We start from the raw sequence: 13,856 nt of genomic DNA, 5'->3' as shown, positions 1-13,856 counted from the left end.
CTAGTTAGGTTAGCTCTAGGACAACCGTAACTGACCGTGCTGGGCGGCAGCCGGTCCGAGATCCCCCGAGCGGAAGTGCCGACGGCACAGTACCTGATAACGGACCGTGACCATTTCGGCATCAGACCGTGCTAATGCTGAAGGTTCAACTACGGAGTGTTCGGTATCTGCCACCACAACGGTGTCTCCGTCACGGAGAATCACGTCGCCGCGGACCCGCGCGTTGAACCGGCCGGGCAGCCCGCACCAGCACAGCACCTCGACCTGGACCGGCTGGAGTTCGTCGGCGAGTTCGAACAGCCGCGCGGCCCCGGGGAACAGCCGGCTGCGGAAGTCGGTCGCGATGCCGAAGCAGTACACGTCGATGCCGGCCTCGTCGGCGAGTTCGGCGAGCTGGTCGACCTGCGCGGGGGAGAGGAACTGGGCCTCGTCCACGATCACGTAGTCCACGTGCTGCCCGCGCGCCCACTGCTCGCGCACCAGGTCGCGGATGTCGGTGCCGGTCGCGACCTCGGTCGCGCGCCGGGCGATGCCGATCCGGCTGGTGATCTGCGGCGCGCCGGACCGGTCGTGCCGGACCAGCACGAGACCGCGGCGGCCTTGGCGCGCGTGGTTGTGGTCGATCTGCAGCGCGAGCGTCGATTTCCCGCAGTCCATCGGGCCGTAGCAGAACTTCAGCCGTCCCCGGGCGGGACCGTTGCGCCGGGCCCCGGCCGGCGGGGCCGCGGAAAGCGCGTCGGTGGGGTCGTCGAGAACAACGTCGTCTGCAGCGGTCACGACGCCCGACCCTATCTGGGCCTCACAGCACCTCCGGCGGACGGTTCCCGGCGGCGGCGATCGCGCGCCGCACCGGCACGAGCGCGACGAACACGAACCCGAGCACGAAGAACGCCACGAGCGCGACGATCGCCAGCCGGAACGACCCGGTCGCCTGCCCGACGCCGGCGAACACCAGCGGCCCGAGCCACGACGTGCCCTTCTCGCCCACGACGTAGAGCGAGTAGTACTGCGCGTCCTTCCCGGCCGGGATCATCTGGCTGAACAACGACCTGGCCAGCGCGTTCGTCCCGCCCAGCACCAGCCCGATGCCGACCGCCACCGCGAAGAACTGCAACGGCTGCTTCGGCTGCACGAAGTACGCCCCGCCGAGCACGACCACCCACAGCACGAGGCTGACCAGGATCGTCCGCTTCGCGCCGAGCCGCCGCGCGAGCAGGCCGTGCAGGACGCCGCCCGCGTAGGCGAGGAACTGGATCACCAGCACCGTGATGATCAACACTTCGTCGGTGAAGCGAAGTTCGTCCTTCCCGTACTGCGCCGAGACCGTGACGACGGTGTTGATCCCGTCTGCGAAAAGCAGGTAGCTGCCGAGGAAGGCGAGCGTCAGCGGATAAGCCTTCGCCTCGCCGAGCGTCTGGCGCAGTTCGCGGAACCCCGACCGCAGCACCGAAACGCCGCGGTCGGTCGCGGTCGGCACGTGGACGCGGGGGAGCCGGCGCAGGGTCGGGATCGTGAAGAGCGCCCACCAGATGCCCGAGGTGAGGAAGCAGATCCGCACCGCCAGACCGGTGTCGACGCCGAGGGACTCGCGGCTCAGATAGAAGGCGAGCTGCAGCGCGAGCGCGAGCCCGCCGCCGAGATAGCCGAACGCCCAGCCCTTCGCCGAGACGTCGTCGCGCTCGTCCGGCGTCGCGATGTCCACCAGGAACGAGTAGTAGACGACCAGCGAACCGCCGTACCCGATGTTCGCGAGGATGAACAGCGCCGCGCCCAGCTGCCAGTCCGAACCGGCCATGAAGAACATCAGCGCCGACGCCGCCGCGCCGAGAGCGGCGAACCCGCCGAGGATCTTGCGCTTGTTGCGGCTGCGGTCGGCCACCGCGCCCGCGATCGGCAGCACCAGAACCTGCACCACGGTCGCCACCGACAGCAGGTAGCCCCACAGCGAACCGGCGGGGAAGTGGAGGCCGAACAGCGACACGTCGCAGTGGTTGAGCTTGTCGTCCACTCCGGACGCGTTGAGACAAGCCCTGTCCCCGTTAAGGGTGATGTTCTGCTTCGCGTCCGCCGCCGCGACGGTGCTCATATAGAGCGCCCCGAACACCGTCGTGACCGACGAGTAGAACGGCGAGTTGGCCCAGTCGTAGAAGTACCAGCCCCACCGTTCCCGCTTGCTGTCCCGGGTCTCGGCCAGCGTCATCCACGGCTCCTCGTTCGGTCGCGAATCTCCAGGTCGCGCCGGACATTACTGCCGCGAGGCCGGCCGGTACCGCCGAAGGGGGCAAACCGTGTCCGGTTCGTCGCTTCCGGTTTCCGCCACGCCGTGCGGCGGATTGCGCGACACGCCGCGCCGGGCGTGTCGCTGCCGGGATCTCCGGGCGTGTCATGTGAGACTGCTGAGCGTGGTGTGACTCTTGTGGTCCATGAGTCACGTGCTTAGTGTGCGTGGCATGACCTCTCGCGTTCGCACTGCCAGACGGGCCGCTGCTCGAGCCTTGCTGCTCGTGGTCGCCGTACTCGGCATGGAACTCGTCGTCACCGGCGCCGCCTCCGCGGACCCGCACTCCGGCACCTGGGCCAAGCTCCGCATGTGCGAGGCGAGCGGCCGCTACACGATGAACTCCGGCAACGGCTACTACGGCGCCTATCAGTTCGACCTCCCCACCTGGCGCAGCGTCGGCGGCCAGGGCCGCCCCGACCAGGCCAGCCCCCGCGAACAGGACTACCGCGCGCTGTACCTGTACCGGATGCGCGGCTGGCAGCCGTGGGAATGCGGCGGCATGCTCGGCCTCTCCAACGACGGCGACGCCCGCAGCAAGCGCGTCCCGTCCTGGGAAGAGGCCGCCTACATCGGCGGCGGGGGACTCCCGGCCCCGCCCGCGCCGAAACCGAAGCCCACTCCGCCGCCCGGACCGCCCGGCGCGACGCCCGCGTGGCCCGGCCTCGTCTACGCCTACGGCGACTGCGCGCCCGCGCTGCGCACCTTCCAGCTGCGGATGAACGCCTTCGGCTACGGCTTCAGCGGCACCGGCTGCTACTACGACAAGACCCGCACGGCGGTCCTGGACCTGCAGCGCGCCAACGGCATCAACGATTCGGGCCGGCTGGGTCCGAAGACGTGGAAGGCCGCGTGGGAAGGCAAGGCTCCGCGCTGACCCGCGCCGCCTCGGCGTAGCGGCGGGCGAGCTGCCGGAACGCTTCCTCCAGTTCGGCCGGGCCGACGACCTCGATGTCGGCGTCGACCCGGCCGAACGAGGCGGCCAGCCCACGCCACGACCAAGCGCCGAGGCTCACCCGGCACCGGTCCGGCCCGAGCGCTTCGATCACCCCGTCGGCCAGGTAGCTCGCTGCCTCGCTGGCCGGCAGACGCAGGATCACCTCGCCCCGGCACGGCCATTCCCCGGACAGATCCGTCCCGCGGAACCGCGCGGCCACGAACGCGGCGACGTCGGACAGCTCGCGCTCGGCGAACCGTGGCCCGGTCGGCGTGCGCGGCGAGATCCGGTCCGCCCGGAAGATGCGCCAGTCGTCGCGATCGAGATCCCAGGCGACCAGATACCACCGCTGGCCCCAGGTCACGAGATGGTGCGGCTCCACGCGCCGAGGCGGCGTGTCCGCCGGGGCGTAATCGAACCGAAGCACCTCGCGAGCCCGCACCGCGGCGCTCAACGCGACCAGAGTCTGCGGATCCGCACTGGGCGCCGGGCGTTCGACGGCGGTGAAGCTCAACGCGTCCACCCGATGTCGCAGCCGCGCGGGCATCACCTGCCGCACGGTCTGCAACGCCCGCTTCGCCGCCTCTTCGATCCCGGCCCCGGTCGCGGCCTGCAACGCGATGGCCAGCGCGACGGCCTGGTCGTCGTCGAACAACAGGGGAGGAAGCTGCGCACCGGCATCGAGCCGATAACCGCCGTCCGGACCCTTCGTGGTGACAATCGGATAGCCGAGTTCCCGCAGCCGATCCACGTCGCGGCGCACCGTGCGCGGACTGACGCCAAGCCGCTCGGCCAGCAACGCCCCCGGCCAATCCCGGCGAGCCTGCAGCAGCGAAAGCAGCGACAACAACCGCGCGGAAGTCTTCGGCACGCCGTCGATCCTGCCTTGAGTAGCGGTCAGGTTCAGTCCGCTACCGCCCACGCACCCCGCTCCCGCAGCACCTCACGCAGCAGATCCGGCCGATCGGTGACGATCCCGTGCACCCCGAGGTCCAGCAGCGTCCGCATCTGGTCGGCGTCGTCGATCGTCCACGTGTGCACCTCGAACCCGCGCCGCACCGCCGACTTCACGAACGAACGGTCCACCACGGTCAGCGGCCCCTGCCGCACCGGAACCTGCGCGAGCCAGCCCGACGCGAACCGGCTCACCGGCAGCAGCGGAGCCCAGCCGTTCGCCCACACCAGGAACGCCGACCGCGGCCCCATCGCGGTCAGCAGCTTCGGCCCCGCCAGCTTCCGCAGCCGCGCCAGCCGCGAGTCCGAAAAGGACGCCGCCGCGACCCGCTCCACCGCACCGGTCCGCCGCAGCGCCCGCACGAACGGCACCACCGCGCTGTCGGCCTTCACGTCGATGTTGAAAAACGCGTCCGGCAGCTCCTCGAGCAGATCCTCCAGCCGGGACAACGGCACCCGCCCGTCGATCTTGACGTTCTTCAGCTGCTCCCACGTCTGGGTCGCGATCGCCCCGCGCCCGTCCGTGGTCCGGTCGAGCGTCGCGTCGTGATGCACCACGACCACCCCGTCCGACGTGGCGTGCACGTCGGTTTCGAGATAGCGGTACCCCTCGGCGGCCGCGCGCTGGAACGCCGGCAGCGAATTCTCCAGCCCTTCCAGATCGCCGAGATGCCAGCCGCGGTGGGCGAAGGCTCGGGGGAGCGAGTCGGCGAGGTACGGAAACGGTGGACGCATGTCTCCAGTCTGCGCCATCGGTGTGGCCCCGTCGTGAGAACGTGATGGACAGCTAGAGTCCGGCGGGTGAGGGAACTGGCCGAACACGCTCTGACCGGCGACGAACGCGTCGTGCCGCGTCGCACCAACGCCCCGAAACACTGCGGCTGGTGCGGCCGCCGCCTGCCCGAAGCGGGCAACGTCGGACGCCGCCGCCGCTACTGCGGGCAATCCTGCCGCCAGCGCGCCTACGAACGCCGCACCGCCCTGCAGCGCAGCGGCCTGCCCGAGGACGCGGTCGTCCTGTCGGACACCGAGATCGCCGCCCTGCAGGACCGGCTCTTCCAGCTCCGCTGCGCCGCGGAAGACATCGTGACCGCCGCGCAGGACGGTGCGTCGACGGGGAGTTGCGGCAGCTCGCCGAGGAGATCGCGGCCGCGGCCAAGGACCTCGAACAGCTTCGCTGACGCCTCGGTTCGGCTACTGTCGTTGCTCGTGATCGATAACGTGGAGGTGCGGTCCTCCGGGCTTCTTCCGGTCGGCGGCGGGCACGAGATCTACTGGGAGGAGTCGGGGAACCCCGACGGAATCCCCGCGGTGTATGTGCACGGGGGACCGGGCGGCGGGCTCGGCAGCGGCAAATACCGGAACAAACTCGATCCGCAGCGATTCCGCATCATCGGTCTGGACCAGCGAGGCTGCGGACGGTCAACGCCGCTCGCCACGGCACCGGGCTACCGGCTGGAAGACAACACCACGCCCGCGCTCATTGCTGACCTCGAACGGGTCAGGGAGCACCTGCACGTCGGCGAATGGCTGCTCAACGGCGTGTCGTGGGGCTCGACGCTCGCCCTTGCCTACGCCCAGGACCATCCGGCGAGGGTGCTAGGCATGGTTCTCGTGGCGGTCACCACGACCGACCGGTCCCAGGTGGACTGGATCACCGAGACAGTCGGCGCTGTGTACCCCGAAGCGTGGGACCGCCTCGCGACGCACGCCGAGCAGGCAGGCATCGGTTATCGCCGGCACGAGGGCCGCCTCATCGAGGCATACGCCCGGTTGATGACCGACCCCGACCCCAAGGTTCGCGACGCCGCCTCCCTCGCGTGGATGGACTGGGAAGACCACCACATCTCGATCGGCTCGGGCCAGGTCCAGCCGAGTACCGGCCGGAGCGACGATTTCCGGCAGGTTTTCGCCACGCTCGTGACGCACTACTGGGCCAACGACGCGTTCCTGAATCCGCCGATCCTGCGGCGAATGGATCGCCTGCACGACATCCCGGCCACCCTCATCCACGGCCGGCGCGACGTCAGCGGCCCGGCGCTCTTCCCCTGGCTGCTGCACCGCGCCTGGCCCGGCAGCGAACTGATCATCGAAGAGAGCGAAGGCCACGGCGGCGAACTCATGGTGAAGGCGTGGCGCTCGGCCAATGACCGCCACGCTGATCGCATCGAGACACGCTGACTCCTGCTCACGCTGTCAGGCCACAACAGCGCGTCCCGGCGCGCATCGACGGCCGGGCCGCGGCGAGCGCCGTTCTGCCGCCCGGGCTGACCAGCGCGGCAGTCGATCTCAGCGCGCGGCGTCGTCTCCGGGAGACCGCAAGCGTGCGTTCTCAGCAGGCACCCATCCGGCTACCGCGTCCGAGCACGGCGATCCCTCGCCTCGACTTCGCGCTCGCCCAGAACCTGCTTACGGCTGCGGAAGTTCCGCCTCCTTGGCCAGATTGTCCAGCGACGCCCGCAAACTGTCCTCCGTTGTGGACCGCGCGCGGGTGACTCGCCTCGTGTCGTCGAGGCTCAGGTCGGACCAGTCGTAGGTGTGCGTCACCTCCGTACGCGTCGCGCCGAGCGGCTTCAGCTCCCAGCGCCACAAATGCCCCGGCGCCTCCTTGCCTACCTCCGCCGGAAGCCACGCGATCCGGCGCCCTTCCTCGAACTCCACGACCCGGTTCTCCCGGACCTTGCCGTTGATCAGGATCGTCACGAAGGCGTCGCCGACCGCGTGCACCCGATGGCCCGGCTCGGACTCGGCGATGTTGTTGTTGCCGTCCCAGCTCGGCTGCTTCGACGGATCCGCGATCAGCTCGAAAATCCGCTCCGCGGGGGCCTCGATCTCACGGCTGGCGCGCAGGACGCGCGAGGGTTCGTCAGTCACCCGCTCATGCAATCACATCGGCCTCCCGTGGAGTATCCGTTCGAGCCAACCCGTTGAGCGCGCGATAAGTCCGGTTGCTCGCCGCGGCCGCCCGCTGCTCCCGGCCGGTCGCCTCGATGTAGTTCTGGCTCGTCGCCAGGCTCGCGTGCCCCAGCAGAGACATGATCTCCGACGCCGTGGCACCGTCCTCGGCCAGCCGCGTGGCGAAGGTATGCCGCAACGCATGGAGATTCGCCCCGGTCGGCACGCGATCGTGCAGACCCGCCCACCGGTAACACGACTTCACCAGGTACTCCAGCGCACCGCGTCCGATCGGATTGCCCGCCCGGTCCCGCAGCAGCGGTTCGCTCGGCGGGAAGCGCTGCCGGGGGAACCGCCGACGGCACGAAGCTTGATAGTCCTCGATCAGCTTCGCCATCGCCGGCTGCACCGGAATCGACCGGTCCCGGCTGCCCTTGCCGTGGACGTGCAACCGCAGCTCACCGTCGCGCCCGACCACCGAACGCGGCGTGAGCGCGCGCATTTCCGCCGCCCGCAAGCCTGCGACCAGCCCGAGTGCCAGCACCAGCACATCCCGCTCCGGCCACGGATCGCGCGCACGCCGGGCACCGTCGGCCGCCGCGGTGAGCAGTTGCTCGGGAGTTTCCTCGCCCCGCAAGGGTTTCGGCGTCAGCGGGGGAGTCTTGGGCCGGGCGACCGCTCCCATCGGATTGCCCGCCAGCAGTCCGTCGGACACGCAGAAGGTGAGGAACTGGTTCCACGTAGACCATGCCCGCAACACCGAGCTTTTCGCGTGGTTGTCGGCAAACGCGCCGAAAGCGGCCCGCAGCACCGGCGCGGTCAGCTCTTCGACGTCCACGTCGTCACGACCCAGCTCCGCCAGCAGGAGAGCGGTGATCCCGGCGAGATCGCGCCGATAGGCGGCAGTGGTGTGCGGCGAGTCCTTGCGCGGCCGCCGTGCCGCGAAGAACGCTTGCTGTGCCTCGGAAACGAGCATAGTGATCTTGTACCGCACAGCACCGACAATTTCGACGCTACCCGTTGTCTGATATATGATGCATAATAGCGATTATGCATGAAACATGGCTCCGGAAGGGGCTGGATCCCCTTGGGGGACAGCACTTTTCGATCATTCCGCCAGGGTCCTGAAACTCCCTGTGCGGCGTGAAAATCCGTGTCCCGGCCCGCTTCGGCACAGCGGGCCGGGCTGGATCCGCGGCGGGTTCAACTGGTCGGGTGGGTCTTCGGACCGGCTGAGTCGGCTTCGGTGCGAGAGAGAAAGTTGTTGTGCTCCAACCTCAACGTCCAGCCAGTCGTGCTTAATTCGTCACGGTGACGAATTAAGCACGACTGCACTGCGGGTTCCCGTCGGGGATCCCGGCCGCACCTCAGGACCCAGCCGGAAGCTTGGCCTCAGATCGGCGCACGACGCGGCTTCGTGTGACGCCACACGAAGCCGCGTGTCGTCAGAGCGTTCTGCATGAGCAGAGACAGTCCGCACGACACCGTTCGAAACCCCTGGAGAACCCCTCCTCGGACTGCTGATCAGCAGGTCAGCAAAACGCCGATAATGTACATTATGTCAAGTAAGCGGTTGGCGGCCGCTCGCCCGGGACAGCCGGATCCTGATCTGGTGGTTGTGGTCGGCATGCCCGATCACCTCACCGGCAACCGTGTCTCCGACTGCTGGCAGCCACGCGTCGCCCGGCAAGGTCGTCACCTCGACCAGTCCGAGCGCGTCGGGTGCGCCGTCGATCCGCACGAATACTCCGAACGGCTGCCGCCCGATCACTACGCCAGTGATCGACTTCCCGGGCGGCAATGCCTCAGTCGTTGCCGCCCACGCTTGGCGGGCCCGATCCGCGATGGCTTGGTAATCGTCCAGCACCGCGCGATCTCACCACACCAGCGGGCCGTCGATGTCCGAATAAGTGCCAGTCGGTCCGTCCGTGCCGATCTGCGCCATCCGGACGATGATCTCCGCGCCCTGTTCGACTGGCTGCCCGCCGCGTTGTCCGTTGATGTCCGTGCGCGTGTATCCGGGCTCGACCGCGTTGATGCGGATGCCCGGGAATGCCTTCGCGTACTGGACCGTCACCATGTTCACCGCGGCCTTCGATGCCGGGTAAGCCACGCCGGGATACGCGTGCTGATGTGTCGCCGGGTCCGCCATCCTGCCCAGCGATCCCAGCGCGCTGCTGACGTTCACCACCACTGGCGCGGACGAGCGCTCGAGGAGCGGCAGAAACGCGTGCAGCACTCGCACGACGCCGAAGACGTTGGTCTCGAACGTTTCCTGCATCAGATCCGCGGTGGTTTCCGCTGCGCCGACCGATTCCCCATCGCTTTGCAGTTCGACGGCGATGCCCGCGTTGTTGACGAGGACGTCCAGTCCCCCGTCGGCCTCGACGGTTTTCGCCGCGGCGCGCACTGATGCCTCGTCGGTGACGTCAAGCTGGACGGTTCGTGCGCCGAGTTCTTCCGCGGCTCGCTGGCCTCGGGTGGCGTCCCGGGCACCGATGTACACGGTGTGCCCGGCGGCGACGAGGCGACGGGCGGTTTCGTAGCCGAGGCCTTTGGTGGCACCGGTAATGAGTGTTGTGGTCATGTCCGCGACGCTAAGTGCTGGAGCGCGGACCAGGTCAAATGCCGGTGGCAGGATGGGTGGATGCCGTTGCCTGCGCCGTCGACGCACGACTGGTCCCGTGATCACGATCCGGAGCATCTGCGGTTGATCCGGGAGCATCCGGAGCCGCTACGCCCCCACTGGACTGTGTCACCTGATTCTCGAGGTGCTCGCCTACGCCGCGGACGAGGCGGAGGATCTAGGTTCCGGCCGCGCGGTGGTCGAATTTCACCCGGATGGTTCGGTTTCCGTTTCGGACGACGGTCGCGGGACGCAGATGGCGGTCGGCGAGGACGGCCGGCCGGCCGGTGCGGAAGCCGGTGATGGCGACGAAGGACTTGCGGTACTTCGATTCTCCGCCCGCCACTCCCCTCCCCGACGGGCATCCGCGGTACGGGATGTCGGTGGTCGCGGCGTTGAGCGAATGGCTGGTGCACACCAATCGCCGTGCCGAGGCCGCGTGGACACAGCGGTATCGCCACGGCGTCCCGGCCGACGAGTTGGTCGCGGTGCCGTCGGACTGGTCTACCGGGACGACGGTCCGGTTCCTTCCAACCGCCGGACTGCGTGGCGAGGTGTCCGCTGAGTCGCTGCGGCCTTTGGCGGCGAGGCTCAGCGGAGTACTGGTGGTCGAGGTCTAGCCCACTCCCCTTGGCGGGCCTTGGCTGATGCGGCGCAGGGTGGGTTCGAGGCGGTCGATGTCGTCGGTGGTGATGAGCTGTCGTTCGTCCCACCAGGTCGCGCCGGCCTCGGCGAGCGGGGCGATCAGGTCGTGGGCGCGGGCCGGGTCGCCGGGGGTGCGGCCGCCGACGACGAACTCGAACTTCTCCCCCGCGCCGTGTTTTCGGGCGTAGGAGACGACGTCGCGGACGTCTTCGGCGGCCGGGACGACGCCGTGGGTGGCGTTTTTGAACAGCGGGGCCACGCCGTCCCAGCGGGCGGCGCGGCGGACTGGCTTGCGGTTGGGCCAGACGGCGGCGAGCCAGACGGGCGGGCGCGGTTGCTGGACGGTGGCGGGCCGGAGGGTGACGTCGCGGACCTGGTAGTGCTTGCCGTTGTGGTCGACGGGGTTTCCGGACCAGTATCGGTCGAGCAGGCCGAGGCTTTCGTCGAGGTGTTCGGCGAGGACGACCGGGTCGGTGGGTTCGCCGAAGCTGCCGAATTCGTCCTGGATCGGGCCGCCGAGTCCGGCGCCGAAGATGACGCGTCCGCCGCTGAGGGCGTCGAGGGTGGCGACCTGGCGGGCGAGGTGTTCAGGGCGGCGGCGGGGCACGGCGGTGACCAGGGTGCCGAGTTTGAGCCTGGAGGTCGCGAGCGCGGCTGCGGTGAGCAGGATCCAGGGGTCGCCGAATGGCTGGTTTCGGCGGATGTCTTTGTCGTGGACCACGTGGTCCCAGACGAACAGCGCGTCCCAGCCGTCTTGTTCGGCCGCTGCCGCCACTCTCGCCACGGTCCTGGCGTCGGCGAAGTCGCCGAAGTTCGGGATGTTGATCGAGAAGCGCATGACGGGCATGGTCCCGGCGGAAGGTGTGGTGCGGCAAGCTATTTAAGGGGGGTGCGGTGGGTTGTGAACAGGTTGGTGCGGCAGACAGTCTTTGGCGAGAGAGCGGCGCTGTGCGTGCTAAGCCGAGACCTCATGTGGTGGGAGACGAACGGTTCCCTGATTGCCGCGGCTTGTTCGCGCATTCAGCAGGTTTCTGGTCATCCTCCGCGATGCTTCCTGCGACCCGCGCGAGGCGGGAGTTGAGTGTCTCGCACTGTAAGAGGACGCTGGTGCACTTCCTGCGAGTGGAACTGGCCGAAGTCCCGACATGGCGTCGTGGTCCGAGCTGGACAATCGGCCCGGCCAGGTCGTGATCCCGCAGGTCTCCCGCCTGCCGGGGACCTGTGACCGGATCTGCCGCCATCCGTTGACGCAAGTTGTGAATCAGTGGTTCACTTCTTGCCGTGGCCTACCGCAGAACGCCGAAGGTCCAGGAGCGGCTTGACGCGCTCCGGGACACGATCCTCGACGCCACCGTGCGTCAGCTGGCCGAACACGGGTACTCCGGCTGCTCGGTAGCCGCGGTCGCCGAGCGGGCGGGCGTCGCGGTGGGCACGGTGTACCGGCACTTCCCCACCAAGGCCGATCTGGTCGTGCGCGTGTTCCGGCAGGTCGTGTCGCGCGAGGTGGAGGCGGTGCGGTCGGCGGCGGCCGGGCCGGCTGATCCGGTGGCGCGGGTGGTGGCGGTGTTCGAGACGTTCGCGGTACGGGCGTTGAAGGCGCCGCGGCTGGCGTACGCGCTGCTGGCCGAGCCGGTGGACGCGGTGATCGACGCGGAGCGGCTGGAGTTCCGGCGGGTGTTCCGGGACGTCGTGGCCGAGCATGTCGCCGAAGGGGTGCGCACGGGCCGGTTGCCCGCGCAGGACGCGGCGGTGAGCGCGGCGGCGCTGGTCGGTGCCGCGGCGGAGGTGTTGATCGGCCCGCTGACCAGCGGCGGGTCGGCGGAGGTCAGCGAGTTGAGCACGTTCGTCGTGCGGTCACTGGGAGGTTCGGATGCCCGCAACGCATGAGGTCGTCAATCAGGTTCCGCCGCTGGAGCACGATGTGGCCGCCGATCCGGGGTTGGCGGAGGCGGTCGGGCGGACGGACGCGTCGTGGGTCGTCGACGAGCTGCACGAGCTGGGCAGGCTGGCCGGCAGCGAGCGGGTGCAGGAGTGGAGCCGGCTGGTCAACGAGAACGAGCCGGTGCTGCGCACGCACGACCGTTACGGGCATCGGATCGACGAGGTCGAGTTCCATCCGCATTGGCACGATCTGATGAATGTCGCGGTGTCGCACGGGTTGCAGGCCGCGCCGTGGCGTGACGAGCGGCCGGGCGCGCACGCGGCGCGGGCGGCGAAGTTCTACGTCTGGAGCCAGTCCGAGGCCGGGCACACCTGCCCGATTTCCATGACGTACGCGGCGGTTCCGGCGTTGCGCGCGAATCCGGAGCTGGCCGAGAAGTACGAACCGCTGCTGGCCTCGACCGAGTACGACTTCGGGTTGCGCGAGCCGGGCACGAAGCGGGGCTTGATCGCGGGCATGTCGATGACCGAGAAGCAGGGCGGGTCGGACGTCCGCGCCAACACCACTGCCGCGCGGCCCGCCGGCGACGGGACTTACCGGCTGGTCGGGCACAAGTGGTTCACCAGCGCTCCGATGTCGGACATGTTCCTCACGCTTGCGCAGGCTCCCGGCGGGCTGTCCTGTTTCCTGCTCCCCCGCGTGCTCCCGGACGGCAGCCGGAACCCCATCCGGTTGCAGCGCTTGAAGGACAAGCTCGGCAACCGGTCGAACGCGTCATCGGAGATCGAGTACGACGACGCGGTGGGCTGGCTCGTCGGCGAGGAGGGGCGGGGCGTCCGCACGATCATCGAGATGGTCAACAACACCCGGCTCGACTGCGCGCTCGGGAGTTCGTCGGGGATGCGGCTGGGCGCGGTGCGCGCGGTGCATCACGCGACGCACCGGTACGCGTTCGGCAAGGCGCTGGTGGACCAGCCGCTGATGGCGAATGTGCTGGCGGACCTGGTGATCGAGGCGGAAGCGGCGGTGGCGGCGTCGATGCGGCTCGCCGCGGCGGGCGACCGGCGCGACGACGAGCAGGAGCAGGCGTTCCGCCGTCTCGGGCTCGCCGTGACCAAGTACTGGGTGTGCAAGCGCGCTCCGATGCACGCGGCCGAGGCGCTGGAATGCTTTGGCGGCAACGGGTATGTCGAGGAGTCGGGCATGCCGCGGCTGTACCGGGAAGCGCCGCTGATGTCGATCTGGGAGGGGTCGGGCAACGTCGCGGCGCTCGACGCGTTGCGCGCGATGGGGCGGCAGCCGGAGTCCGTGGCGGCGTTTTTCGCCGAGGTGGAGCAGGCGGCGGGCGGGGACGCGCGCCTCGACGACGCGGTCGACCGGCTCAAGAAGGATCTGTCCGATGTGGACGATCTGGAGTTCAGGGCGCGCCGGGTGGTCGAGTCGATGGCGTTGGTGCTGCAGGGTTCGCTGCTCGTGCGGCACGCGCCGCGCGCGGTCGCGGACGCGTTCTGCGGCACGCGGTTCGGCGGCGACTGGGGCCTGGCTTTCGGCACTTTGCCCGCTGGAACCGACACTTCCGCGATCATCGCCCGCGCTCGCGTCTAGTCCGCGTGTTTCCCCGGACAGGGTGCGGCGGGGC

The 13,856-nt window shown here is 69.2% G+C and carries 14 protein-coding genes; 5 read left to right on the top strand and 9 right to left on the bottom strand.

The window, feature by feature from the left end; genetic code table 11:
• Positions 1–15: 15 nt before the first annotated feature.
• Together RPX00_RS36815 and RPX00_RS36810 are read right to left on the bottom strand one after the other, a co-directional pair.
• Positions 16–777: a thymidine kinase gene (locus tag RPX00_RS36815; protein ID WP_406632360.1), complete on the bottom strand. Its 762-nt coding sequence runs from the start codon at positions 775–777 to the stop codon at positions 16–18.
• Positions 778–799: 22 nt separating this feature from the next.
• Positions 800–2,200 (bottom strand): MFS transporter, encoded by a 1,401-nt coding sequence (locus RPX00_RS36810; protein WP_406632359.1) that lies wholly within the window; start codon positions 2,198–2,200, stop codon positions 800–802.
• A gap of 250 nt (positions 2,201–2,450) precedes the next feature.
• Here RPX00_RS36810 and RPX00_RS36805 point away from each other — a divergent pair, with 250 nt between their 5' ends.
• On the top strand, positions 2,451–3,155 hold the full coding sequence (locus RPX00_RS36805) for a transglycosylase family protein (protein ID WP_406632358.1): 705 nt from the start codon (positions 2,451–2,453) through the stop codon (positions 3,153–3,155).
• On the opposite strand, the gene RPX00_RS36800 is transcribed toward RPX00_RS36805, so the two are convergent.
• Together RPX00_RS36800 and RPX00_RS36795 are read right to left on the bottom strand one after the other, a co-directional pair.
• A complete protein-coding gene (locus tag RPX00_RS36800; protein WP_406632357.1) occupies positions 3,088–4,086 on the bottom strand; it encodes a helix-turn-helix transcriptional regulator in 999 nt (332 codons plus the stop codon). The genes RPX00_RS36805 and RPX00_RS36800 overlap by 68 nt on opposite strands.
• 32 nt (positions 4,087–4,118) lie before the next feature.
• Positions 4,119–4,904, bottom strand: a complete 786-nt coding sequence (locus RPX00_RS36795; RefSeq protein WP_406632356.1) for a glycerophosphodiester phosphodiesterase — start codon at positions 4,902–4,904, stop codon at positions 4,119–4,121.
• A 66-nt stretch (positions 4,905–4,970) separates the two neighbouring features.
• Between RPX00_RS36795 and RPX00_RS36790 the strand changes: the two genes are divergently transcribed.
• Complete coding sequence (locus RPX00_RS36790) at positions 4,971–6,350, top strand: alpha/beta fold hydrolase (RefSeq protein ID WP_406632355.1); 1,380 nt, start codon at positions 4,971–4,973, stop codon at positions 6,348–6,350.
• Between the two features lie 228 nt (positions 6,351–6,578).
• Here the strand turns inward: RPX00_RS36790 and RPX00_RS36785 are convergent, their stop codons facing one another.
• The 4 genes from RPX00_RS36785 to RPX00_RS36770 form a co-directional block, all read right to left on the bottom strand.
• Positions 6,579–7,043 carry an SRPBCC family protein gene (locus RPX00_RS36785; protein ID WP_406632354.1) on the bottom strand — a complete coding sequence of 155 codons (465 nt, stop codon included), beginning with the start codon at positions 7,041–7,043 and terminating at the stop codon, positions 6,579–6,581.
• A 4-nt stretch (positions 7,044–7,047) separates the two neighbouring features.
• Positions 7,048–8,058: a tyrosine-type recombinase/integrase gene (locus RPX00_RS36780; protein ID WP_406632353.1), complete on the bottom strand. Its 1,011-nt coding sequence runs from the start codon at positions 8,056–8,058 to the stop codon at positions 7,048–7,050.
• A 567-nt stretch (positions 8,059–8,625) separates the two neighbouring features.
• A complete protein-coding gene (locus RPX00_RS36775) occupies positions 8,626–8,931 on the bottom strand; it encodes a hypothetical protein (protein WP_406632352.1) in 306 nt (101 codons plus the stop codon).
• Between the two features lie 9 nt (positions 8,932–8,940).
• Positions 8,941–9,651, bottom strand: a complete 711-nt coding sequence (locus RPX00_RS36770; protein WP_406632351.1) for an SDR family NAD(P)-dependent oxidoreductase — start codon at positions 9,649–9,651, stop codon at positions 8,941–8,943.
• Between the two features lie 341 nt (positions 9,652–9,992).
• Here RPX00_RS36770 and RPX00_RS36765 point away from each other — a divergent pair, with 341 nt between their 5' ends.
• Positions 9,993–10,310, top strand: a complete 318-nt coding sequence (locus RPX00_RS36765) for a hypothetical protein (RefSeq protein ID WP_406632350.1) — start codon at positions 9,993–9,995, stop codon at positions 10,308–10,310.
• Here the strand turns inward: RPX00_RS36765 and RPX00_RS36760 are convergent.
• Complete coding sequence (locus tag RPX00_RS36760) at positions 10,307–11,173, bottom strand: LLM class flavin-dependent oxidoreductase (RefSeq protein ID WP_406632349.1); 867 nt, start codon at positions 11,171–11,173, stop codon at positions 10,307–10,309. The genes RPX00_RS36765 and RPX00_RS36760 overlap by 4 nt on opposite strands.
• Positions 11,174–11,616: 443 nt before the next feature.
• Between RPX00_RS36760 and RPX00_RS36755 the strand changes: the two genes are divergently transcribed.
• Both RPX00_RS36755 and RPX00_RS36750 read left to right on the top strand, forming a co-directional pair.
• A complete protein-coding gene (locus RPX00_RS36755) occupies positions 11,617–12,222 on the top strand; it encodes a TetR/AcrR family transcriptional regulator (protein WP_406632348.1) in 606 nt (201 codons plus the stop codon).
• Complete coding sequence (locus RPX00_RS36750; RefSeq protein ID WP_406632347.1) at positions 12,206–13,822, top strand: acyl-CoA dehydrogenase family protein; 1,617 nt, start codon at positions 12,206–12,208, stop codon at positions 13,820–13,822. Before RPX00_RS36755 ends, RPX00_RS36750 begins: the two co-directional genes overlap by 17 nt.
• Positions 13,823–13,856 lie beyond the last annotated feature (34 nt).

This window comes from Amycolatopsis sp. WGS_07 (assembly GCF_045278895.1).
In the GTDB taxonomy this organism is placed as follows: domain Bacteria; phylum Actinomycetota; class Actinomycetes; order Mycobacteriales; family Pseudonocardiaceae; genus Amycolatopsis.
The sequence above is the reverse complement of the archived record's forward strand: the minus strand, read 5'-3'. Positions and strand labels throughout refer to the sequence as shown.